This window comes from Pseudomonas sp. LBUM1664 (assembly GCF_059695895.1).
Map to the genome: position 1 here is coordinate 996,859 of NZ_CP166791.1, position 20,317 is coordinate 1,017,175.

Sequence of the window (20,317 nt, forward strand, 5' to 3'; positions counted from 1 at the left end):
CGGTCTCAGTTCACAGCGGACGTCGCTTCGACATGACGCGGCAGGGTCACCCGGATACGGGTGCCGCGTTGGCTTTGTACATCGGCCGGGCTGTCGATGGTGATTTGTCCATAATGCTCTTCAACGATGGAATAGACCAGTGCGAGGCCCAGACCGGTGCCTTCGCCAGGGTCCTTGGTGGTGAAGAAAGGTTCGAACAATCGATCCATGATGTTCTGTGGGATACCGCTGCCTTCGTCTTCGACGATCAGGTCGATCGTGTGCTCGCTGGCTTCGCTCTTGACCCGCACCGCGCTGCCGGCCGGTGAGGCATCCCGCGCGTTGGACAGCAGGTTGATCAGCACCTGGGCGAGCCGCTGGGGATCGCCGTCGACCCAATGATCCGGGTCGCACAGGTTGAAAAATTGCACTTCGAAATTGCGCCGGTTGAGGGCCAGCAAACCAATGGCATCCTGGGCGACTTCGGCCAGGCACACGGGCTCATCGTTGTGCTGGTGACCGCCGGCATGGGCGAAGCTCATCAGCGATTGGACGATGCGTGACACGCGTTTGGTCTGTTCGAGGATCTGCCCGCTGATTTCCGTCAACTCGCCGTCGTCCTCGCGCTCTTCGCGCAGGTTCTGCGCCAGGCAGGCAATGCCGGTGATCGGGTTGCCGATCTCGTGGGCCACCCCGGCGGCCAGCCGGCCAATACTCGCCAGCCGCTCGGAGTGGACCAGCTTGTCTTCGAGCATCTGGGTATCGGTCAGGTCTTCCACCAGCAGCACCAGGCCACTGTTGCCCGGCGCCAGCGGCTCGTCGATCGCCGCCTTGTGCAGGTTCAGCCAGCGGGTCTGGCCGTCGAGGGCCAGGTGTTGTTTATGCAGATGCTCGTCCGGCAGGTCGATGAACCCTTGCAGCAAGCCTTTCCACGGGTCGCCCAAGGTGCTCAGGCGTGAACCGACCACGCGCTGGGCCGCGATCCCGGTCAGCTCTTCCATGGCTTTGTTCCACATCAGGATTTCCTGGTCCTTGGCCAGGGAGCACACGCCCATCGGCAGCTCCTGCAAGGTCTGACGGTGATAACGACGCAAGGCGTCCAGTTCGGCGGCCAGGCCGGTCAGGCGCGAGTGGTAATCCTCGAGGCGGCTTTCAATGAAGTGAATGTCTTCAGTGACATAGTTCTCGCCACCGGCCTTGTAAGGCAGGAAAGTCTCGACCATATCCTGGGCCACGCTGGGGCCCATCAGGCCGGACAGGTTGGCTTCGATCCGATCCCGCAGTCGGCGCAAGGCGTAAGGGCGGCGTTCATCGAATGGCAGGTAAAGATCGCGCAGGGCCTGTTCGACTTCCTTTTGCGCGGCCTTGGCGCCCAGCGGCTTGGCCAGTTGCGTGGCGAATTCCTGTGGCGAGGCGGCGTGCAATTCGCGGCGTTGTGGGCGACGAACGTTGTCCACCGCACAGGCTTCGGCGGCGCTGGCCTCTTCGCTGCTGGCGTTGGTGAACAGTGAGATCAGGGTAAACATCAACACGTTCGCCGCCAGCGAGGCGATGGCTGCCATGTGCCAACTGGTGTCGTCGAGCACGTAGATCATGTTCAGCAGCGGAATATAGAAACCCTGCAAGTTGCCCAGCAGCGGCAACAGCATGGCGACCAGCCATACCAGGATCCCTGCCAGCAACCCGGCAATGAAGCCGCGGCGGTTGGCGGTCGGCCAATACAGCACCGACAGCACGCCGGGCAGGAATTGCAAGGTGGCGACGAACGCGACGATGCCCAGGTTGGCCAGGTCCTGCCCCTCACCCAGCATCAGGTAGAAACCGTAGCCGGCCATGATGATCGCGACGATCAGTGCCCGACGAGTCCATTTCAGCCAGCGGTAGATATTGCCTTCGGCCGGCGGCTGGTAGAGCGGCAGCACCAGATGGTTGAGGGCCATGCCCGACAGCGCCAGCGTGGTGACGATGATCAGGCCGCTGGCCGCCGACAGGCCACCGATGTAAGCCAGCAACGCCAGGGCCTTGCTGTTGGCGGCGATGCCGATGCCCAGGGTGAAATATTCCGGATTGGTACTGGCCCCCAGTTTCAACCCGGCCCACAGGATCAGCGGCACGGCCAGGCTCATCAGCAGCAGGAACAGTGGCAGGCCCCAGCTCGCACTTACCAGTGAGCGTGGGTTGAGGTTTTCGGTGAAGGTCATGTGGTACATGTGCGGCATCACGATCGCCGAAGCGAAGAACACCAGCAACAGCGTGCGCCACGGCCCTTCTTGCAGGGGGGTGTGCAGGGCGGCGAGGGCGGTCTGGTTCTGCAGCAGCCAAAGCTCAAGCTGTTGCGGGCCATCGAACACGCCGTACAAGGCATAGAGGCCGACGCCGCCGATGGCGATCAGTTTGATCACCGACTCGAAGGCAATGGCGAACACCAGGCCTTCGTGTTTCTCCCGGGTGGCGAGGTGCCGCGAACCGAAGAAAATCGTGAACAGAATGATCAGGGCGCAGAAACTCAGCGCGACCCGGTGCTGCACCGGTTCACGGGTCAGGATACTGATGGAGTCGGCCACCGCCTGGATTTGCAGGGCCAGCAACGGTAACACGCCCACCAGCATGAAAATTGTGGTTAGCGCGCCGGCCCAGGTGCTGCGGAAACGAAACGCGAACAGGTCGGCCAGGGACGACAGTTGGTAGGTGCGGGTGATTTTCAGGATCGGGTAGAGCAGCACCGGCGCCAGCAGGAATGCCCCTGACACACCGAGGTAGCTGGACAGAAAACCATAGCCGTATTGATAGGCCAGCCCGACTGTGCCATAGAACGCCCATGCGCTGGCATAGACGCCCAGCGACAGGGTGTAGGTCAGCGGGTGGCGGATGATCGCCCGTGGGATCATGCCCCGTTCGCTGATCCAGGCCACGCCGAACAGCACTGCCAGGTAGGCCGCGCTGATCAGGATCATCTCGGTCAGGCTAAAGCTCATCGGCATCTTTTTGGCTCTGCAGGATGAAGGTCACGACAATCAGGATCAGCCAGAGCAGATACGGCCGATACCAGGCACCCGTGGCGTCGATCCACCAATCCATGATGGCCGGGGAGAACAGATAAATCCCCACTACCAGGAGCAGGACCAAGCGATAGATGTACATCCCGGCCTCTCTTAATTTATGGGCGTGCCCGAAAACGTGTGGCGATGGTAACGGATGGGCGCCAAGCTGCAAGGGCCGTCACCGTATTTGCGCTTCGGGCAGGGTCAGTGTGCGCGGGATCTTGGCTGCATCCCAGTGGCGAATGCCCCAATCCAGCAGTTCCCGTGGGCTGGCATCGGCCAGTTCGGGCCCCGGTTGCTGGCCCAGCGCGCGCAATGCCCGCAGCAGCAACGGCGAGGCCTGATCGGCCGCCAGCGGTGGCGAGCGGTAGGATTTGCCGAGCTTGTGCCCGTCCGGCTGGGTGATTAACGGCACGTGCAGGTAACGCGGTTGTGCCAGCCCAAGCAGCTCTTGCAGGTACAACTGGCGCGGTGTGGAGTCCAGCAGGTCGGCGCCGCGAACGATATCGGTCACTCCTTGCCAGGCGTCGTCCAGCACCACGGCCAGTTGATAGGCGTAGAGCCCGTCGCGACGACGGATCACGAAGTCACCGGACTCGCGGCCCAGATGCTGGCGGAACTCGCCTTGGACCCGGTCGGTGAAGTGGTACTCAAGCTCAGGAACGCGCAGACGGATGGCGGCGTCGTCGGTGCCGTGCCCGGCGTTGCGACACAGCCCCGGATAAATGCCCTGATACGCCTCCAGTTGTTTGCGCGAACAGGTGCAGGCATAGGCCAAGCCCTGATTGAACAGCCGAGTGATGACCTGATCGTAGGCCTCATGGCGCTCGCTCTGGCGGACCATCTCGCCGTCCCATTCAAACCCGTAGCTTTGCAGCGCCTTGAGAATCGCCGCTTGTGCGCCCGGTTGTTCCCGTGGCGGGTCGAGGTCCTCCATGCGCAACAGCCAGCGCCCGCCCACGGCCCGGGCATCCAGATACGACGCCAGCGCGGCGACCAGCGAACCGAAGTGCAGGTGGCCGCTGGGCGTGGGGGCGAAGCGGCCGATGTAGGGGGCGGTGGCAGTCATGGGGGAATGTTACTAGCTCTGGTCCGGCAGAAGCACATTGTGGGAGCGGGCTTGCTCGCGAATGCGGTGGGTCAGTTGACACAGATGTTGAATGTTCTATCGCTTTCGCGAGCAAGCCCGCTCCCACAAAAGGATTGCAAGGTTCAGGGGGTATCAAGGTTTCAGAAACAAAAAACGGAGCGTATGAACGCTCCGTTTTTTGTAACAGCCCGGCGATTACTTGCCGACCTGTTTTTCCTTGATTTCCGCCAGGGTCTTACAGTCGACACACATGTCGGCGGTCGGACGTGCTTCCAGTCGCTTGACGCCGATCTCGACGCCGCAGGACTCGCACCAACCGTATTCTTCGTCTTCGATCAGTTGCAGGGTCTTGTCGATTTTCTTGATCAGCTTGCGTTCACGGTCACGGGCGCGCAGTTCGAGGCTGAATTCCTCTTCCTGGCTAGCACGGTCGGCCGGATCGGGGAAGTTGGCCGCGTCGTCTTTCATGTGATCAACGGTACGGTCGACTTCCTGCATCAAGTCCTGTTTCCACTTATTCAGGATCTTGGTGAAGTGCGCGCGCATGGGGGCGCCCATGTACTCCTCGCCGGCCTTCGGTACATACGGCTCAAACCCGCTGAGCGACTGAGGTTGATTCTGCTTTGCTTGGGTGGGCATGAATGGACCGCCTCTACTCTTGTAATCCACTACGCAGGATTGCTCCATCACCGACACCTGCCGGCCCTGCGGCTGCAAGCGGGCGAACTTACCAGATCAAATCGGGCCGCGCTACTCCCGGTTGTCGAGCCTGCGGCGGCCGGGGCTTGCAAGCGGGGTTCGGGTACGGCTCGGTGGAGCTGCAATCCTGCTCAATGCTTGATTCTAGTCAAGCCTGGGCCAATCGCTGGAGTCATTTCCAGCAATCCACGGGATCAGACCGCTTTAGGCTCACGCTTGTTCCAGGGTTGGGTAGAATCGGTTCTTTTTTCTGTTGAAGGAAGGCTAATGGCTCAGCCCTATAGCGCGCGCAGCCGCGCCATCGAACCTTTCCATGTGATGGCGCTGCTGGCCCGTGCCAACGAATTGCAGGCCGCGGGGCACGACGTCATCCATCTGGAGATCGGCGAGCCGGACTTCACCACGGCCGAGCCGATCATCCGGGCGGGCCAGGCCGCCTTGGCTGCGGGTAAGACCCGTTACACCGCCGCCCGTGGCATTCCCGAACTGCGCGAAGCCATCGCCGGTTTTTATGACCAGCGCTACGGGGTGGACATCGATCCCCGGCGCATCCTGGTCACCCCGGGCGGGTCCGGCGCGTTACTGCTGGCCAGCGCCTTGCTGGTGGACCCGGGCAAGCATTGGCTGTTGGCCGACCCCGGTTATCCCTGCAACCGTCACTTCCTGCGCCTGGTGGAAGGCGCGGCGCAATTGGTGCCGGTTGGCCCCGACGTGCGTTACCAACTGACGCCGGACCTGGTGGACCGGCATTGGGACCAGCACAGCGTCGGCGCCTTGGTGGCGTCGCCAGCCAACCCGACCGGGACGATTCTTACCCGGGACGAGCTGGCCGGGCTGTCCAAGGCAATCAAGGGGCACAACGGCCATCTGGTGGTGGATGAGATCTATCATGGCTTGACCTACGGCACCGACGCCGCCAGCGTACTGGAAGTCGACGACGATGCTTTTGTCCTTAATAGTTTTTCCAAGTATTTCGGCATGACCGGCTGGCGGCTTGGCTGGCTGGTGGCCCCTTCGGCGGCCGTCGGTGAGCTGGAGAAGCTCGCGCAAAACCTCTACATCAGCGCACCGAGCATGGCTCAGTACGCGGCCCTGGCCTGTTTTGAACCTGCCACCATCGCAATCTTCGAGCAGCGTCGTGCCGAGTTCGCGCTGCGTCGCGACTTTCTGCTGCCGGCCTTGCGTGAATTGGGTTTCGGTATCGCGGTAGAGCCGCAAGGCGCGTTTTACCTCTATGCCGATATCAGCGCATTCGGCGGCGATGCCTTTGCGTTCTGCCAGCATTTCCTGGAAACCGAACACGTGGCGTTTACGCCGGGGCTGGATTTTGGACGCTATCAGGCCGGCCACCATGTGCGTTTCGCCTACACCCAGAGCCTGCCGCGGTTACAGGAAGCGGTGGATCGGATCGCGCGCGGACTGCGGAGCTGGCAAGGCTGATGCGTTTTTCTCCTGCTTTGGAAGAAGGTCGACTGATTCGACGTTACAAGCGTTTTCTCGCCGATATCGAGACCGTTCATGGCGAACTGCTGACCATTCACTGCCCTAACACGGGCTCGATGCTCAATTGCATGGCTGAAGGCGCGCGCGTCTGGTTCAGCCGCTCCAGCGACCCCAAGCGCAAATTGCCCGGCACTTGGGAAATAGGCGAAACCCCTCAGGGGCGGTTGGCCTGCATCAATACTGCGCGGGCCAACGGCTTGATCGAAGAGGCATTGCGTGCCGGGGTCATCAGCGAACTGAACGGCTTTACCGGGCTGAAGCGTGAAGTGGCTTACGGCGTGGAAAACAGTCGTATCGATTTTAGATTGGACTACGACCATCGCTCGGCCTGGGTCGAGGTTAAAAGCGTCACGTTGGGTTTCGATGGCACGAATGTGGCGGCGTTTCCCGATGCGGTGACGGCGCGTGGCGCCAAACATTTGAGGGAGCTGGCGTGCCTGGCCCGAGAAGGTGTACGGGCGGTGCAACTGTATTGTGTGAACCTGAGTGGCATCGACGCGGTGCGCCCGGCACAGGAAATCGACCCGGTGTACGCGGCCGCGTTGCGCGACGCGGTGGCAGCGGGTGTGGAGGTGCTGGCCTATGGGGCCACGCTGACGCCCGAGCACATGTGGGTAGACCGTCCATTGCCGGTGCTGCTCGAACCCCTACAGCTCGACCCAGATGCCTTGCGCGTCCTCCCGGCTGTCTAACGCAGCCAGGAACTGCCCGGCACACGGCCCGGCCACGCATTCACCGTTTTCGATCAGAAACAGTGCGCCATGGGTGGCGCACTGGATCAGGCTGGCGCTGGGGTCGAGAAACTGGTCCGCTTTCCACTCCAGTGGCACACCGCGGTGCGGGCAGCGGTTGAGATAAACATAAACCTGGCCTGCACGTCGCACGGCCAGCACCTTGCGTCCATCGATGTCAAAGCCGCGACTGCCGTTGTCGGGCAATTCGGTGGCGGTGCAAAGAAACTTCATGCGTGTCCTCGGTAAACCTGTGGGATCTCTCATGGCTTGATGTGTCTGGAAATGTTCACGCTTGACGGCTAAATGAAAACAATTATCAAATGGCGCCTCCTTCGCAGGGTCTGAGGATACTTGGGCTGGCGGGCCCATGCTGTGAAAAACGTCTTTGAGGAAGCTGCCTGATGCGCTTGAATATCCGCGTTGCTGCGCTCTGTGTCGCACTGCTGATCAACCAGGGGGCCACCGCGGCCGATTTGCCGCAACGCTGGGTCAGTGCCGGCGGCGCATTGTCGGAGTGGGTCAGTGCGCTGGGTGGCGAATCGAAACTGGTGGGTGTGGACACCACTAGCCAGCATCCCGAATCCTTGCGAGCCTTGCCCAGCATCGGCTATCAGCGACAGCTGTCGGCGGAGGGCGTGCTAAGCCTGCGTCCGCAGATTCTGGTGGGCACCGAAGAAATGGGACCGCCACCGGTGCTGTCGCAGATCCGCAGTGCCGGGGTAAAGGTTGAGTTGTTCTCGGCCACACCTGATCTGCCGACCCTGCAGGGCAATTTGCGGCACCTGGGTCAACTGCTGGGAGCCGAGCCTCAGGCTGCGCAACTGTTCGACAGCTATCAACAGCAGCTCGACCAGCAAAAAGCCCGGGTAAATGAAGTCCAGCTCAAGCAAAAGGCTCCCGGCGTGTTGCTGTTGGTGGCGAGCGCCGGCGGCAAGCCTCTGGTCGCCGGCAAGGGTACTGCCGCCGACTGGCTGTTGCAGCAGGCGGGTGGGCAAAACCTGGCGACCCACAGCGGTTATAAGCCATTTTCCGTGGAAGCCCTGGCCAGCCTGAGCCCTGAAGTGCTGGTATTCGCCGATCGCGCCTTGAGCGGCGATGAAGCTCGCACGGCGCTGTTCAAGGAAAACCCGATTCTCTCCTCGACCCAAGCCGCCAGGGACGGGCGCGTTATCGAGCTTGACCCGACGTTGCTGGTCGGCGGGCTGGGCCCGCGATTGCCGCAAAGCCTGGTGAAACTGACGGCCGGGTTTTATCCGACCGAGTCGGCCAAGACGCCATGACCCCGTTGGTCAAACCGCGCACCTTGTTCGTCGGCCTGAGCCTGTTGTGTCTGTTGGCGATCTGGTTGTCCCTGGCCCTGGGGCCGGTGAGCTTGCCTCTGTTCGATACCCTGCGGGCCGCGTTGCGTCTGCTGGGTTTGCCGGTGGCCAGCGATGGCCTGGAGCAGGCCGAGCTGATCCTCGGCCAGATCCGTTTGCCGCGTACCTTGCTGGGTTTGGCGGTGGGCGGGGTATTGGCGTTGTCCGGTGTGGTGATGCAGGGTTTGTTCCGCAACCCGCTGGCCGATCCGGGCCTGGTGGGCGTGTCCAGCGGCGCGGCGCTGGGCGCAGCCTTTGCCATTGTTGGTGGCTCGGCGTTGGGTGGGTTACCCGAAGCGTTTGGCCCGTACGTGTTGTCGTTGTGTGCGTTTCTCGGTGGGCTTGGAGTCACGGCGCTGGTCTATCGTCTCGGTCGGCGCAACGGCCAGACTCACGTTGCGACCATGCTCCTGGCCGGTATTGCCCTGACCGCACTGTCCGGTTCGGCAGTCGGCCTGTTCACCTATCTGGCGGACGACGCGACCCTGCGCACCCTGACGTTCTGGAACCTGGGCAGTCTGAACGGGGCCAGCTATGCGCGGTTGTGGCCGCTGTTGCTGGTCAGCGCTGGCGTGGCGCTCTGGCTGCCACGTCGGGCTCGGGCGCTCAATGCATTGTTATTGGGTGAATCCGAAGCCGCCCATTTGGGCGTCGATGTCGAAGGGCTCAAGCGTGAGCTGGTGTTTTGCACCGCCCTGGGTGTCGGCGCGGCGGTGGCGGCTGCGGGCATGATCGGTTTTGTCGGGCTGGTGGTACCGCATCTGGTGCGGCTGATGGTCGGGCCCGACCATCGTGTGTTGCTGCCGGCTTCAGTACTGGCGGGGGCAAGCCTGCTGCTGTTCGCCGACTTAGTGGCGCGTTTGGCTTTAGCTCCGGCGGAATTGCCGATCGGCATCGTCACGGCATTTATCGGGGCGCCGTTCTTTCTTTATTTATTGCTGCGAGGGCGCGCGTGATGTTGCGAGCGCAGAACCTGCACATTCACCGTGGCCGAAAAACCGTGCTGGCGGATGTCGATCTGGTACTCCACCCGGGCGAGGTGCTCGGTGTGCTCGGACCCAACGGCGCCGGTAAAAGTACCTTGCTGGCGAGCCTGTGCGGCGAATTACGTCCGGCCCAGGGACAGGTCTGGCTCGATGATCGGCCACTGGCCCAGTGGGACGGCGCCGAGCGCGCCCGTCGCCTGGCGGTATTGCCGCAATCCTCGACCCTGGATTTTGCGTTCCGCGTAGCAGAAGTGGTTGGCATGGGGCGTCTGCCTCATCAGAGTGGTCGGGTGCGTGACGGGCAAATCGTCGACCTGGCGCTGCAAGCCACAGACGCGGCGCATTTGCACGGTCGCAGTTACCTGGCGTTGTCCGGGGGTGAGCGCCAGCGCGTGCATCTGGCTCGGGTGCTTGCGCAGTTGTGGCCGGGGGAAGCGGGGCAAACGTTGTTGCTGGATGAGCCGACCTCGATGCTCGATCCGTTGCATCAGCACACCATCCTGCAAGCGGTACGTGAGTTCGCTGATCGCGGCGCAGCTGTACTGGTGATCCTGCATGACCTGAACCTGGCGGCGCGTTACTGTGATCGCCTGTTATTGCTCGCCTCCGGCCGGCCGGTGGCCCTGGACACGCCGCAACAAGTGCTGCGCCCGGAGCCGCTCAAAGCGGTGTTTGGCCTGGAAGTGCTGGTGCAACCCCACCCGGAGCGCGGGCATCCATTGATCATTGCCCGCTGAGGGCACCTTGAGGATGTAGACGTGCGCCTGATCCTGATTCTGGCATTGAGTGTCCTGACGGCTTGTCAGAGCATTGCACCGCCCCCGGTCAGTGGGCGGATTCTGGATTTGCACAACGGCCAGGCCCTCACGCCGCAGGCGTTGGTCGAACGCCTGGCGCAGGCGCCTCGGGTGGTGGTGGGCGAGCAACACGACAATCGAGATCACCACGCGCTGCAGCTATGGCTGCTTCAGGCCTTGGCCGGGCAGCGGGCCCAAGGCAGTCTGCTGCTGGAGATGCTGACGCCATCACAGCAGCCACGGGTCGACGCGGTCCGCCAGTTACCCACCTTGCCAACGGATCTGCCCAACGCCCTGGGTTGGTCGCCGGGCTGGGACTGGAGTTTGTATGGGCCTGTTGTCGAGTTCGCCCTGGCGCAACACTACCCGCTGCTGGCCGCCAATCTGGACGCCGTCGAAATCCAACGCTTCTATCGACAAGCACCGGGCTTGAGTGGTGCTCGCGCCAATGCGGTCACTGTGAGGGATGCGCTGTTGGAGCAGATCCGCGAATCCCACTGTGGCCTGCTGCCGGAATCGCAAATGCCAGCGATGCTGGCCGTCCAGCAACAGCGTGACCGGCGAATGGCCGAACGTTTGCTGGCTGCGCCGACGCCTGCTCTGTTATTTGCCGGTGCCTGGCATGGGCGAAAGGATGTCGGCGTGCCGCTGCATGCGCTGGATCTTGGCGCTCGCCAAGCGCCGGTAGTCCTGATGCTGGCCGAGGAGGGCAGCGACGTTACATCGCCCATGGCGGATTACGTTTGGTACACCCCGGCCACACCGCCTCAGGATTACTGCGCGCAGATGCGTGAAAACACCAAGGGCTGAGGCGATCCTACGGAAATGGTGGTGCTACAGACAAAAAAAGACCCGGCAAAAGCCGGGTCAAATAACCGTGATTAGCCTGATGAGGAGATATCTGAGAGTCCGAACCAAGGGCTGTTCAAATATCGACCAGTCTCGCGACTGGATGTGGTAATCATAGCGATTCTCATTACCATGTCAAACATTGTTTTTCGATTCGCCGAAATCGCCTGGGTATCTACGGCGTAGCGTCTGCAAACAAAGGGGGCGTCAGGCTTTGTTGCGTGTCGAAATGGCGTCCAACTGCTTGTTCAAGGCTTCCTTGCGTTCGGCAGGAATGTCGTTCCAATGCACATCCATCAACGCGCCCTCGATGGCGTACAGCAATACCTTGGAAGCCCTGAAGCCGCGAGTACGTACTGCGCGGTAGGCGTCCACTGCTCCGAGCCGGCGTAAATCCGAGGCGCTGTGGATGCCCACGGCATGCAGCCACTGGGCTGAGGTCTTGCCCAAATTTTTCAAGTGTTGCAATTCATCATTCATCGAGCCTCCTTGCGACGGCCGATTGGTGCAGTGGGCAAGCCTCTGAGCAGTGTAGCGGTCAGTAGGAAAAGCGTGATTCTTTGGTGGGATTCGTTGCAAAAGCTTCTAATGCATTACGCACGATAGTCGGGAAGTTGCAGCAAGATGCATCGTCCAGCGCAGGCAGGGGCGCTGGAGCTCAATTCGGTCTGCAGCAGGTCTGCCTCGTTTGGCCTACCCGGTTTCCACAGGATCAGCGAGTACGGTAGCGCAGCCGGGTGCCGAAGTTCATCGACATCAGGATCTCGTCGGCGGGCAGTTCGGACGGGAAGTAGGCGCCGGATATTTGCGCATGGGCCAGGCTCGCGCCTTCCAGTGACGACTTACGAAAGTCGATGCCGCGTAAATCGGCGGAGCGAAAGTAAGCGTCAGTGAAATCAATATCGTCTGCGTTCAACTCCCGCAGATCCAGGCCACGAAAATCGCCGCCGCACATGTCGACCGGACCTTGAGGCCGTTCCTTGTTGAAGCCTGCAATATCGTCTTTGCGCAGCAAGGCATAAAGCGGGGTGCTGAGAAGCTTGGGTTGGTTCATGTCACATCACCTGTTGGTTTTATGACGCCAGTATAGTGCCACTATTTGACGGCCGTGAAGGCAGGGAAGGCCCCACGGCCGAAATAGTTTTTACAAGCCTGGTAAGCGCTGGCGAATTTGCGCGACCACGACATCGAGCGTACCGCTTTCGTTGGTCTGGACCCGTTTGCTGCAGAGGATTTCCGCCGGGGTGAGGGCTTCACGGCTGGCCTGTTGTGCGGCGATAACGGCCAGGTTTGCGTCGGATGGGTCTTTTTGATCAGCCTGACGCTGCGCCAGCCAGGTTTCGATGACGGCTTGCGGCGCGTTGCAATCGAGGATCAGGAACGGTGCGCCCGTGGCTTCGGCAACTTTCGCCGCGGCGTCGCGCTGATCGCGCTTGAGGTAAGTGGCATCGACCACCACCGGGAACCCGGCGCGCAGGATTACATCGGCAATTTCATGCAGGCGGGTGTAGGTGGCGCTGCTGGCGTCGCTGCTATAGATGCCGGCCTGTGGGTCGTTTGGCACTTGCTGCTCACCGAACAGGCGCTTGCGCTCCACGTCCGAGCGCAGACGGATGGCCCCCAGCGCTTCCACCAGGCGCATGGCGACGTGGCTTTTGCCGACGGCCGAAACACCGTGGGTAATGGCCAGGAAGCGCGAAGGAATGGTGCTGTAGCTTTCGGCCAGGTTGGCGTAGTTACGGTATTGACGCAGGGTGGTGGCGCGTTGCACCGGATCGGCTTCGGCCGGCATGCTGAACAGCGCGACCTTGGCGCGTACCAAGGCGCGGTAGGCTTTATAGAAGTTCAGCAGTTCCAGGCCCTGGTAGTCGCCGGTCAGCTCCAGGTATTGGCTGACAAAACGCCGCGCCAACGACTTGAGGCCACGGTCTTCCAGGTCCATCGCCAGGAATGCCGTGTCGGCGTAGATGTCGGTGAAACGGAATGGCTCGTTGAACTCGATGCAGTCGAAAATCACCACCTTGCCATCGATCAAGGTGACGTTGCCCAAGTGGATGTCACCGTGGCATTCGCGGATGAAACCTTCGGCCTTGCGCTGGGTGAACAGCGGCTTGAGGCGTTCGAAGCTGCTTTCAGCCCAGGCTTGCAGCGCTTGGAGTTGCAACAGGTCAGCCTTGTCGCTGAGGAATGGACGGATCTGTTCGAAATTCTGCCGTACCGGCGCCATCACGCTGTCCGGAGTGCCAGCGTCGTTTTCGGCGGGCACTGTGGGTGTGGAGAGGTGAAACTGGGCGATCTGTGCGGCCATTTCGTCGATGTGCGCGGTGGTCAGTTCGCCGTTGGCTTGCAGCGTGCTGAGCAGTTGGCTCTGCGGGAACTGACGCATCTTCAAGGCGTATTCGATGGCCGGGCCGTCGCCACCCAGTTGTGGCGCTTCGGCGCTGCCGGTAATCGGCAGCACTTGCAAGTACAGGTCCTGGGTCAGGCGCTGGTTCAGGCGCAGCTCTTCGCCACAGAAATGCTTGCGTGCCTCGAGGCTGGTGAAGTCGAGGAAGCCAAAGTTGACCGGTTTTTTGAATTTGTAGGCGTAAGGCCCGGTGAGCAATACCCAGGAAATGTGGGTTTCGATAACCTGGAACCCTTCGACGGGATGCGGGTAAAGGGCTGGGTTTTGCAGGGCAGCGATCAGGGATTGGCTCACGGGCGATCCTTCGGAGTCTGGAAAAATTCAAGGCCGTCATTATGGCGGCAAGCGCCGTTAACGCAAACCTCGCCGGGCTCATGTTGAACCGCGGCAAAGTGCGTATAATCCGCCGCCATGACTCGTACCCGATCCCCCCGTAACCCCAAGAAACCACCCGCCAGCCGCCTGCGGCCCTGGCTGGGCTGGGCCCTTAAACTCAGCCTGGTGGGCCTCGTCGTGCTCGCCGGTTTTGCGGTCTATCTCGATGCGGTGGTCCAGGAGAAGTTCTCCGGCAAGCGCTGGACCATTCCGGCCAAGGTCTATGCACGGCCATTGGAGCTGTTCGTCGGACAAAAGCTGAGCCGGGACGATTTCCTGACCGAACTCGATGCCTTGGGCTATCGCCGTGAGAGCGTGGCCAATGGCCCAGGCGCGGCCTCGGTCAACGGCAATACCGTCGACCTCAATACCCGTGGCTTCCAGTTCTATGAGGGCATGGAACAGGCGCAACCGGTGCGGGTGCGTTTCTCCGGCGACTATGTGGCTGCGCTGACGGGCGCCAATAATGCGAGCCTGTCGGTGGTGCGCCTTGAGCCGTTGCTGATCGGTGGCCTGTACCCCAAGAATCTCGAAGACCGGATCCTGATCAAGATCGACCAGGTGCCGCCGTTCCTGCTCGATACGCTGATCGCCGTCGAGGACCGCGATTTCTATCATCACTTTGGTGTCTCGCCCAAGTCGATTGCGCGGGCCGTCTGGGTCAACACGTCCTCGGGCCATATGCGCCAGGGCGGCAGTACGCTGACCCAACAACTGGTCAAGAACTTCTATTTGACCAACGAACGCAGCCTGAGCCGCAAGCTCACCGAAGCCATGATGGCGCTGTTGCTGGAGCTGCATTACAGCAAGCAGGAAATTCTCGAGGCGTACCTCAATGAGGTGTTCGTCGGTCAGGATGGCCAGCGGGCGGTGCACGGTTTCGGTCTGGCCAGCCAGTTCTTCTTCAGCCAGCCGTTGTCCGAGCTCAAACTGCATCAGGTGGCATTGCTGGTGGGCATGGTCAAGGGGCCGTCTTCCTACAACCCGCGTCGTAATCCGGAGCGTGCCCTTGAGCGGCGCAACCTGGTGCTCGACCTGCTGCAGCAACAGGGCGTGGCGACGGCCGAGCAAGTCGAAGCGGCGAAGAAGATGCCGCTGGGCGTGACCACGCGCGGCAGTCTGGCGGACAGCTCGTTCCCCGGTTTCCTCGACCTGGTCAAACGTCAACTGCGTGAAGACTACCGCGACGAAGACTTGACCGAAGAAGGCCTGCGGATCTTCACCAGTTTCGACCCGATCCTGCAGATGAAGGCCGAAGCGTCGGTCGAGGACACGTTCAAACGGCTGGCCGGGCGCAAGGGCGCCGAGGACGTCGAAGCCGCCATGGTGGTGACCAACCCGGAAACCGGTGAAGTCCAAGCCATGATCGGCAGCCGCCAGGCCAGCTTTGCCGGTTTCAACCGGGCCCTGGATGCGGTCCGCCCGATCGGTTCCCTGATCAAGCCGGCGGTGTACCTCACCGCCCTGGAAAAGCCGAGCCAGTACACGCTGACCAGTTGGCTGTCGGATGAGACATTCTCGGTCAAGGGCGCAGACGGTCAGGTCTGGAAGCCGCAGAACTATGATCGCCGCTCCCACGGCACGGTGTTCCTGTACCAGGGGCTGGCTCACTCCTACAACCTCTCGACGGCTCGCCTCGGGCTGGAAGTGGGCGTGCCAAACGTGCTCAAGACCCTCGCGCGTCTGGGTGTAAGCCGCGAATTCCCGGCCTTCCCGTCGATGTTGCTGGGGGCCGGCGGCCTGACGCCAATCGAAGTGGCAGCCATGTACCAGACGCTGGCCAACGGCGGCTTCAACACGCCGATGCGCGGGATCCGCAGCGTGCTCACCGCCGATGGCGAGCCGCTCAAGCGTTATCCGTTCCAGATCCAGCAGCGTTTCGATCCGGCCTCCATTTATCTGATCCAGAACGCCATGCAGCGGGTCATGCGCGAAGGCACCGGCAGTTCGGTTTATAACGTGCTGCCCCGGACCCTGACCCTGGCGGGCAAGACCGGTACCAGTAACGACTCGCGCGACAGTTGGTTCGCCGGTTTCAGCCAGGACCTGCTAGCCGTGGTCTGGCTCGGACGCGACGACAACGGCAAGACCCCGTTCACCGGTGCCACCGGCGCATTGCAGGTCTGGACCAGTTTCATGCGCAAGGCCGACCCGTTGCCGCTGGACATGCCGCAGCCGGACAACATCGTTCAAGCCTGGGTCGATTCGCGCACTGGGCAAGGCTCCGACGCCAATTGCCCGGGCGCGGTGCAGATGCCGTATATTCGCGGCAGCGAACCGCCACCCGGTGCAGCCTGTGGCGGGACAAATCCCGCCGAATCGGTGATGGATTGGGTCAAAGACTGGATGCATTAAGCAAAGAGGGTTTCAAGTGAACAAGTGGTTGATTCCAGCGGTAACTGCCGTGGCTTTGCTCAGTGGTTGCTCTAGCGTACAGCGCGGTTCGATTCCGGTTGTCGACTCCGGGACTGCTGTTTCCAACAGTGAGCGGATCTCGGCCAACGGCGGTTTCCGTCAAACGACAGTGAAACGGCCGGTGCAGGGCCAGACCCAGGCGATCCCTCAGGGCGACACCGGTGTCGTAGTGATGGTGCCCGGTGGCGCCACGACGTCGACACCGATCAGCAGCACGCCGATCACGCCGGGCCCCATCACGCCGGGGCCTATCGAGACTTCGCCGATCGATCAGGGCAGCTACAGCATGCCTTCGACACCGAGCAGAGTCCCGTCGGCCAGTTCGGGTGGGTTGTCCGCCGATGAGCAATTGGATGGGCCGGTGCTGGCCCTGCTGACCACCGCGCAACAGCAGCAGGCCGGTGGTGATCTCAACGGTGCCTCTTCCAGCCTGGAGCGTGCCCAGCGTGTCGCGCCGCGCGAACCTCAGGTTCTTTATCGCCTGGCCCAGGTGCGCATGGCCCAGGGCGATGCGCCGCAAGCCGAACAACTTGCCCGTCGCGGCCTGACATTCACCAGCGGTCGTCCGGCACTTCAGGCCAGCCTGTGGGAGTTGATCGCCCAGGCCCGTGAGAAACAAGGCGATTCTGCTGGTGCGGCACTGGCCCGTCAGAAGGCCAAGGTTTCGCTCTGATGGATACGCGCTTGCCTCAGATTGCCGATCAGTTGCTGCTGATCGAGCGGGAACTGCGGGTCCAGGGCTGGTGGAGCAGTGTTTCGCCTTCGGCCGAAGCGTTGGCCAGTGTCGAACCGTTCGCGGTCGACACCCTGGACTTCGAGCAATGGTTGCAATGGATTTTCCTGTCGCGCATGAAAGCCATCCTGGAAAATGACCTGCCGCTGCCCAGCGCCTCGGGCATCCTTGCCATGGCTGAAATGGTCTACGCCCAGCGGCCAGGGCAGGGCGTTAAATTGCAGCGGCTGTTGGCGCAGTTCGACCAGTTGATCATCGACGTCGGCTGACCGCCGTTACTGGCAGTGCTCGTCGATCTGCTTGCGGGTTTCGCCGATTCGCTGGCGCCGCTCTTCGTCCGTGAGGCGGCGCATTTCCCCTTCCACGTCTTCGCGTACTCTCGGGTTGTTCTGCAGTTGTGCCAGGTTGGTCCGGGCCTGCTCGCAGAACGTCCTGAGCTGGGCTTCTTGCTCGGCAACCTGTTTCTTTACCTGTTGATCGATGGCCTTTTGGTCGCCAATGACTCCAGCAGGCGCTGGCGCTGGTGGTTTTGCGACGGACGGAGAGGGCTTGATCACGGTCGTGGCCTCTGCGCCTTGGGGCGGCTGGGCATCGAAGTGGGTCACCCCCTGGGCATCCACCCATTTGTAGACCTGACCGGCCATGCACATCGGGCTCAGGCCAACCAGCAGGCTGGCCGTCAAGAAGAACATTCGCATGCTGTTTCCTTGTCTTGGGTTGCGCAATTGAAGCTAACACAGTTGCCGTTTAAAGGTTTTTTCTTGCGTTCTCATGCGCTTACTTCGAATAAAGCACATTGACGACTTGACTTGCAGAAGGCGAAACAGAAGAATCCAAAGTCCGCTGTAGAGGGACTGCCAGAAGCAGGCCCACTCGGCAGATCATGAGGCGCACATCCGCGCCGACCTGTTACACCCGCAACGCGTTACCTCGCGCTGGGTGGGAAAGGCCCGCAACACTTGGGACGCTCCCAATACTTGCTCAGTCAGTGCTGACGTAGTCGGCGACCACCGTCGCTCATGCTCTGCCGAGAAGTAAACCTATTAAGACCCGTCCCCTTTTTTGCGGGTCGGTATTCTGGCGTTTTAGAGGTGAACAACGTGGAGCTTTTATCTGGCGGTGAGATGCTCGTCCGCTTTTTGCGTGACGAAGGCGTCAAATATATTTACGGGTACCCCGGTGGTGCTCTTCTTCATGTCTATGATGCCCTGTTCAAAGAACCGGAAGTGACCCACATCCTGGTTCGTCACGAGCAAGCGGCGACCCATATGGCTGACGGCTATGCCCGTGCCACCGGCAAGGCTGGCGTGGTATTGGTGACTTCCGGTCCTGGCGCCACGAACGCCATCACCGGTATCGCCACCGCCTACATGGACTCCATTCCGATGGTGATCATCTCCGGTCAGGTGCCTAGCACCCTGGTCGGCACCGATGCGTTCCAGGAAACCGATATGATCGGTATCTCCCGGCCGATCGTGAAGCACAGCTTCATGATCAAGCACGCTTCGGAAATCCCGGAAGTCATGAAGAAAGCCTTCTACCTGGCAGAGTCCGGTCGTCCGGGCCCGGTGGTGGTCGATGTCCCCAAAGACATGACCAACCCGGCCGAGAAGTTCGAATACATCTTCCCGAAAAAAGCCAAGCTGCGCTCCTACAGCCCGGCTGTGCGCGGTCACTCCGGGCAAATCCGCAAGGCAGCCGAAATGCTGCTGGCGGCCAAGCGTCCGGTGCTGTATTCGGGGGGCGGTGTGATCCTCGGTGGTGGCTCCGCGCCACTGACCGAGCTGGCGAAAATGCTCAACCTGCCGGTCACCAATACCCTGATGGGCCTGGGTGCCTACCCAGGCACGGATCGTCAGTTCATCGGTATGCTCGGCATGCACGGCAGCTACACCGCCAACCTGGCGATGCACCACGCCGATGTAATCCTGGCGGTCGGCGCGCGTTTCGATGACCGTGTTATCAACGGCCCGGCGAAGTTCTGCCCGAACGCCAAGATCATCCACATCGACATCGACCCGGCGTCCATTTCCAAGACCATCAAGGCAGATGTGCCGATTGTCGGCCCTGTCGAGAGCGTGCTGACCGAAATGGTCGCCATTCTCAAGGAAATCGGCGAGGCTCCGAACAAGGAAGCCGTGGCCAGTTGGTGGAAGCAGGTGGATGAATGGCGTGGCGATCGTGGGCTGTTCCCTTATGACAAGGGCGACGGCAGTGTGATCAAGCCGCAGACTGTGATCGAAACCCTGTGCGAAGTGACCAAGGGCGATGCCTTTGTGACCTCCGACGTGGGCCAGCACCAGATGTTCGCTGCGCAGTATTACAAGTTCAACAAGCCCAACCGCTGGATCAACTCCGGTGGCCTGGGCACCATGGGCTTCGGTTTCCCGGCGGCCATGGGTATCAAGTTGAGCTTTCCGGAGGCTGACGTTGCCTGCGTCACCGGCGAAGGCAGTATCCAGATGAATATTCAGGAACTGTCCACCTGTCTGCAATACGGTTTGCCGGTGAAGATCGTTATCCTGAACAACGGCGTGTTGGGTATGGTTCGCCAGTGGCAAGACATGAGTTATGGCAGCCGTCACTCGCACTCCTACATGGAATCGCTGCCTGATTTCGTCAAGCTGGCAGAGGCCTATGGTCACGTCGGCGTGCGTATCACCGAATCGAAAGATTTGAAGTCGAAGATGGAGGAAGCGTTCGCCATGAAAGATCGTCTGGTGGTGATCGATATTTCGGTTGACACCAGTGAGCACGTCTACCCGATGCAGATCAAAGACGGCTCCATGCGCGATATGTGGCTGAGCAAGACGGAGCGTACCTAATCATGCGGCATATTATTTCCCTGCTTCTGGAAAACGAACCGGGTGCGCTGTCTCGTGTAGTGGGCCTGTTCTCGCAGCGCAACTACAACATCGAAAGCCTGACCGTGGCGCCAACCGAAGACCCGACCTTGTCGCGTCTGACGCTGACCACCGTGGGCCACGATGAAGTCATCGAGCAGATCACTAAAAACCTGAACAAGCTGATCGAGGTGGTCAAGCTGGTGGACCTGTCGGAAAGTGCTCACATCGAGCGCGAGCTGATGCTGGTCAAGGTCAAGGCCACCGGCGCCCAGCGCGCCGAGATCAAACGCACTACCGATATTTATCGTGGGCAGATCGTCGATGTCAGCGCCAGCGTCTATACCGTTCAGTTGACCGGTACCAGCGACAAGCTCGACAGCTTCATTCAATCGATCGGCACTGCCTCGATTCTGGAAACTGTACGCAGTGGCGTCACCGGGATTGCCCGTGGCGACAAAGTACTGAGCATCTAAACCAAATTAGCGAATGGCCTGAACGGCCGGAT

The 20,317-nt window shown here is 61.2% G+C and carries 20 protein-coding genes; 11 read left to right on the forward strand and 9 right to left on the reverse strand.

The window, feature by feature from the left end; all coding sequences use genetic code 11:
• Positions 1 to 5 precede the first annotated feature (5 nt).
• From ACA047_RS04635 to dksA, 4 genes are all read right to left on the reverse strand, one after another.
• Positions 6 to 2,960 carry a sensor histidine kinase gene (locus tag ACA047_RS04635; RefSeq protein ID WP_497357094.1) on the reverse strand — a complete coding sequence of 985 codons (2,955 nt, stop codon included), beginning with the start codon at positions 2,958 to 2,960 and terminating at the stop codon, positions 6 to 8.
• Entirely contained in the window at positions 2,944 to 3,120 is a 177-nt protein-coding gene (locus tag ACA047_RS04640; RefSeq protein ID WP_003176118.1) for a hypothetical protein, read from the reverse strand. The genes ACA047_RS04635 and ACA047_RS04640 overlap by 17 nt, the downstream gene beginning before the upstream one ends.
• A 78-nt stretch (positions 3,121 to 3,198) precedes the next feature.
• Positions 3,199 to 4,089 carry a tRNA glutamyl-Q(34) synthetase GluQRS gene (gluQRS, locus tag ACA047_RS04645; protein ID WP_497357096.1) on the reverse strand — a complete coding sequence of 297 codons (891 nt, stop codon included), beginning with the start codon at positions 4,087 to 4,089 and terminating at the stop codon, positions 3,199 to 3,201.
• A gap of 216 nt (positions 4,090 to 4,305) precedes the next feature.
• A complete protein-coding gene (gene dksA / locus ACA047_RS04650) occupies positions 4,306 to 4,749 on the reverse strand; it encodes an RNA polymerase-binding protein DksA (protein ID WP_497357097.1) in 444 nt (147 codons plus the stop codon).
• 327 nt (positions 4,750 to 5,076) lie between these two features.
• Here dksA and ACA047_RS04655 point away from each other — a divergent pair, with 327 nt between their 5' ends.
• Both ACA047_RS04655 and sfsA read left to right on the forward strand, forming a co-directional pair.
• Positions 5,077 to 6,249: a pyridoxal phosphate-dependent aminotransferase gene (locus ACA047_RS04655; protein WP_497357099.1), complete on the forward strand. Its 1,173-nt coding sequence runs from the start codon at positions 5,077 to 5,079 to the stop codon at positions 6,247 to 6,249.
• On the forward strand, positions 6,249 to 7,004 hold the full coding sequence (sfsA, locus tag ACA047_RS04660) for a DNA/RNA nuclease SfsA (RefSeq protein WP_497357101.1): 756 nt from the start codon (positions 6,249 to 6,251) through the stop codon (positions 7,002 to 7,004). Before ACA047_RS04655 ends, sfsA begins: the two co-directional genes overlap by 1 nt.
• On the opposite strand, the gene ACA047_RS04665 is transcribed toward sfsA, so the two are convergent.
• Positions 6,960 to 7,277, reverse strand: a complete 318-nt coding sequence (locus ACA047_RS04665; RefSeq protein ID WP_497357103.1) for a Rieske (2Fe-2S) protein — start codon at positions 7,275 to 7,277, stop codon at positions 6,960 to 6,962. The two genes, sfsA and ACA047_RS04665, sit on opposite strands and share 45 nt — an antisense overlap.
• Before the next feature lie 170 nt (positions 7,278 to 7,447).
• On the opposite strand from ACA047_RS04665, the gene ACA047_RS04670 reads away from it, so the two are divergent.
• Genes ACA047_RS04670 through ACA047_RS04685 form a run of 4 tightly spaced genes read left to right on the forward strand, consistent with a single transcriptional unit; the run spans position 7,448 to position 10,997 of the window.
• Positions 7,448 to 8,326: a heme/hemin ABC transporter substrate-binding protein gene (locus tag ACA047_RS04670; RefSeq protein WP_497357105.1), complete on the forward strand. Its 879-nt coding sequence runs from the start codon at positions 7,448 to 7,450 to the stop codon at positions 8,324 to 8,326.
• Positions 8,327 to 8,376: 50 nt separating this feature from the next.
• A complete protein-coding gene (locus ACA047_RS04675) occupies positions 8,377 to 9,360 on the forward strand; it encodes a FecCD family ABC transporter permease (protein ID WP_497360222.1) in 984 nt (327 codons plus the stop codon).
• Positions 9,360 to 10,127 carry a heme ABC transporter ATP-binding protein gene (locus ACA047_RS04680; RefSeq protein ID WP_497357107.1) on the forward strand — a complete coding sequence of 256 codons (768 nt, stop codon included), beginning with the start codon at positions 9,360 to 9,362 and terminating at the stop codon, positions 10,125 to 10,127. The genes ACA047_RS04675 and ACA047_RS04680 overlap by 1 nt, the downstream gene beginning before the upstream one ends.
• Positions 10,128 to 10,148: 21 nt before the next feature.
• Complete coding sequence (locus tag ACA047_RS04685; RefSeq protein ID WP_497357109.1) at positions 10,149 to 10,997, forward strand: ChaN family lipoprotein; 849 nt, start codon at positions 10,149 to 10,151, stop codon at positions 10,995 to 10,997.
• Between the two features lie 246 nt (positions 10,998 to 11,243).
• Here ACA047_RS04685 and ACA047_RS04690 read toward each other — a convergent pair whose 3' ends face one another.
• The 3 genes from ACA047_RS04690 to ACA047_RS04700 form a co-directional block, all read right to left on the reverse strand.
• Positions 11,244 to 11,516, reverse strand: a complete 273-nt coding sequence (locus ACA047_RS04690; protein WP_232201597.1) for a TfoX/Sxy family protein — start codon at positions 11,514 to 11,516, stop codon at positions 11,244 to 11,246.
• Between the two features lie 232 nt (positions 11,517 to 11,748).
• Positions 11,749 to 12,090 (reverse strand): pentapeptide repeat-containing protein, encoded by a 342-nt coding sequence (locus ACA047_RS04695; protein ID WP_497357111.1) that lies wholly within the window; start codon positions 12,088 to 12,090, stop codon positions 11,749 to 11,751.
• Between the two features lie 90 nt (positions 12,091 to 12,180).
• Positions 12,181 to 13,737, reverse strand: coding sequence for a bifunctional aminoglycoside phosphotransferase/ATP-binding protein (locus ACA047_RS04700; protein WP_497357113.1), 1,557 nt, complete (start codon positions 13,735 to 13,737; stop codon positions 12,181 to 12,183).
• 117 nt (positions 13,738 to 13,854) lie between these two features.
• On the opposite strand from ACA047_RS04700, the gene mrcB reads away from it, so the two are divergent.
• The 3 genes from mrcB to ACA047_RS04715 are packed head-to-tail and all read left to right on the forward strand — an operon-like array spanning position 13,855 to position 17,235.
• Positions 13,855 to 16,173, forward strand: a complete 2,319-nt coding sequence (gene mrcB, locus ACA047_RS04705; RefSeq protein WP_497357115.1) for a penicillin-binding protein 1B — start codon at positions 13,855 to 13,857, stop codon at positions 16,171 to 16,173.
• A 16-nt stretch (positions 16,174 to 16,189) separates the two neighbouring features.
• Positions 16,190 to 16,906 carry a tetratricopeptide repeat protein gene (locus ACA047_RS04710; protein ID WP_497357117.1) on the forward strand — a complete coding sequence of 239 codons (717 nt, stop codon included), beginning with the start codon at positions 16,190 to 16,192 and terminating at the stop codon, positions 16,904 to 16,906.
• Positions 16,906 to 17,235, forward strand: coding sequence for a YqcC family protein (locus ACA047_RS04715; RefSeq protein WP_497357119.1), 330 nt, complete (start codon positions 16,906 to 16,908; stop codon positions 17,233 to 17,235). The genes ACA047_RS04710 and ACA047_RS04715 overlap by 1 nt, the downstream gene beginning before the upstream one ends.
• 6 nt (positions 17,236 to 17,241) lie before the next feature.
• Here ACA047_RS04715 and ACA047_RS04720 read toward each other — a convergent pair whose 3' ends face one another.
• Entirely contained in the window at positions 17,242 to 17,664 is a 423-nt protein-coding gene (locus ACA047_RS04720) for a DUF4124 domain-containing protein (RefSeq protein WP_497357121.1), read from the reverse strand.
• Positions 17,665 to 18,066: 402 nt separating this feature from the next.
• On the opposite strand from ACA047_RS04720, the gene ACA047_RS04725 reads away from it, so the two are divergent.
• On the forward strand, positions 18,067 to 19,791 hold the full coding sequence (locus ACA047_RS04725) for an acetolactate synthase 3 large subunit (protein ID WP_497357123.1): 1,725 nt from the start codon (positions 18,067 to 18,069) through the stop codon (positions 19,789 to 19,791).
• Positions 19,792 to 19,793: 2 nt separating this feature from the next.
• Entirely contained in the window at positions 19,794 to 20,285 is a 492-nt protein-coding gene (gene ilvN / locus ACA047_RS04730; RefSeq protein ID WP_003176102.1) for an acetolactate synthase small subunit, read from the forward strand.
• Positions 20,286 to 20,317: the final 32 nt, after the last annotated feature.

Excerpts from the sequence above, each read along its gene's own strand:
- ACA047_RS04635 (WP_497357094.1), bottom strand. The coding sequence starts at position 2,960 with ATGCCGATGAGCTTTAGCCTGACCGAGATGATCCTGATCAGCGCGGCC.
- ACA047_RS04640 (WP_003176118.1), bottom strand. The coding sequence starts at position 3,120 with ATGTACATCTATCGCTTGGTCCTGCTCCTGGTAGTGGGGATTTATCTG.
- gluQRS (WP_497357096.1), bottom strand. The coding sequence starts at position 4,089 with ATGACTGCCACCGCCCCCTACATCGGCCGCTTCGCCCCCACGCCCAGC.
- dksA (WP_497357097.1), bottom strand. The coding sequence starts at position 4,749 with ATGCCCACCCAAGCAAAGCAGAATCAACCTCAGTCGCTCAGCGGGTTT.
- ACA047_RS04655 (WP_497357099.1), top strand. The coding sequence starts at position 5,077 with ATGGCTCAGCCCTATAGCGCGCGCAGCCGCGCCATCGAACCTTTCCAT.
- sfsA (WP_497357101.1), top strand. The coding sequence starts at position 6,249 with ATGCGTTTTTCTCCTGCTTTGGAAGAAGGTCGACTGATTCGACGTTAC.
- ACA047_RS04665 (WP_497357103.1), bottom strand. The coding sequence starts at position 7,277 with ATGAAGTTTCTTTGCACCGCCACCGAATTGCCCGACAACGGCAGTCGC.
- ACA047_RS04670 (WP_497357105.1), top strand. The coding sequence starts at position 7,448 with ATGCGCTTGAATATCCGCGTTGCTGCGCTCTGTGTCGCACTGCTGATC.
- ACA047_RS04680 (WP_497357107.1), top strand. The coding sequence starts at position 9,360 with ATGTTGCGAGCGCAGAACCTGCACATTCACCGTGGCCGAAAAACCGTG.
- ACA047_RS04690 (WP_232201597.1), bottom strand. The coding sequence starts at position 11,516 with ATGAATGATGAATTGCAACACTTGAAAAATTTGGGCAAGACCTCAGCC.
- ACA047_RS04695 (WP_497357111.1), bottom strand. The coding sequence starts at position 12,090 with ATGAACCAACCCAAGCTTCTCAGCACCCCGCTTTATGCCTTGCTGCGC.
- mrcB (WP_497357115.1), top strand. The coding sequence starts at position 13,855 with ATGACTCGTACCCGATCCCCCCGTAACCCCAAGAAACCACCCGCCAGC.
- ACA047_RS04715 (WP_497357119.1), top strand. The coding sequence starts at position 16,906 with ATGGATACGCGCTTGCCTCAGATTGCCGATCAGTTGCTGCTGATCGAG.
- ACA047_RS04720 (WP_497357121.1), bottom strand. The coding sequence starts at position 17,664 with ATGCGAATGTTCTTCTTGACGGCCAGCCTGCTGGTTGGCCTGAGCCCG.
- ilvN (WP_003176102.1), top strand. The coding sequence starts at position 19,794 with ATGCGGCATATTATTTCCCTGCTTCTGGAAAACGAACCGGGTGCGCTG.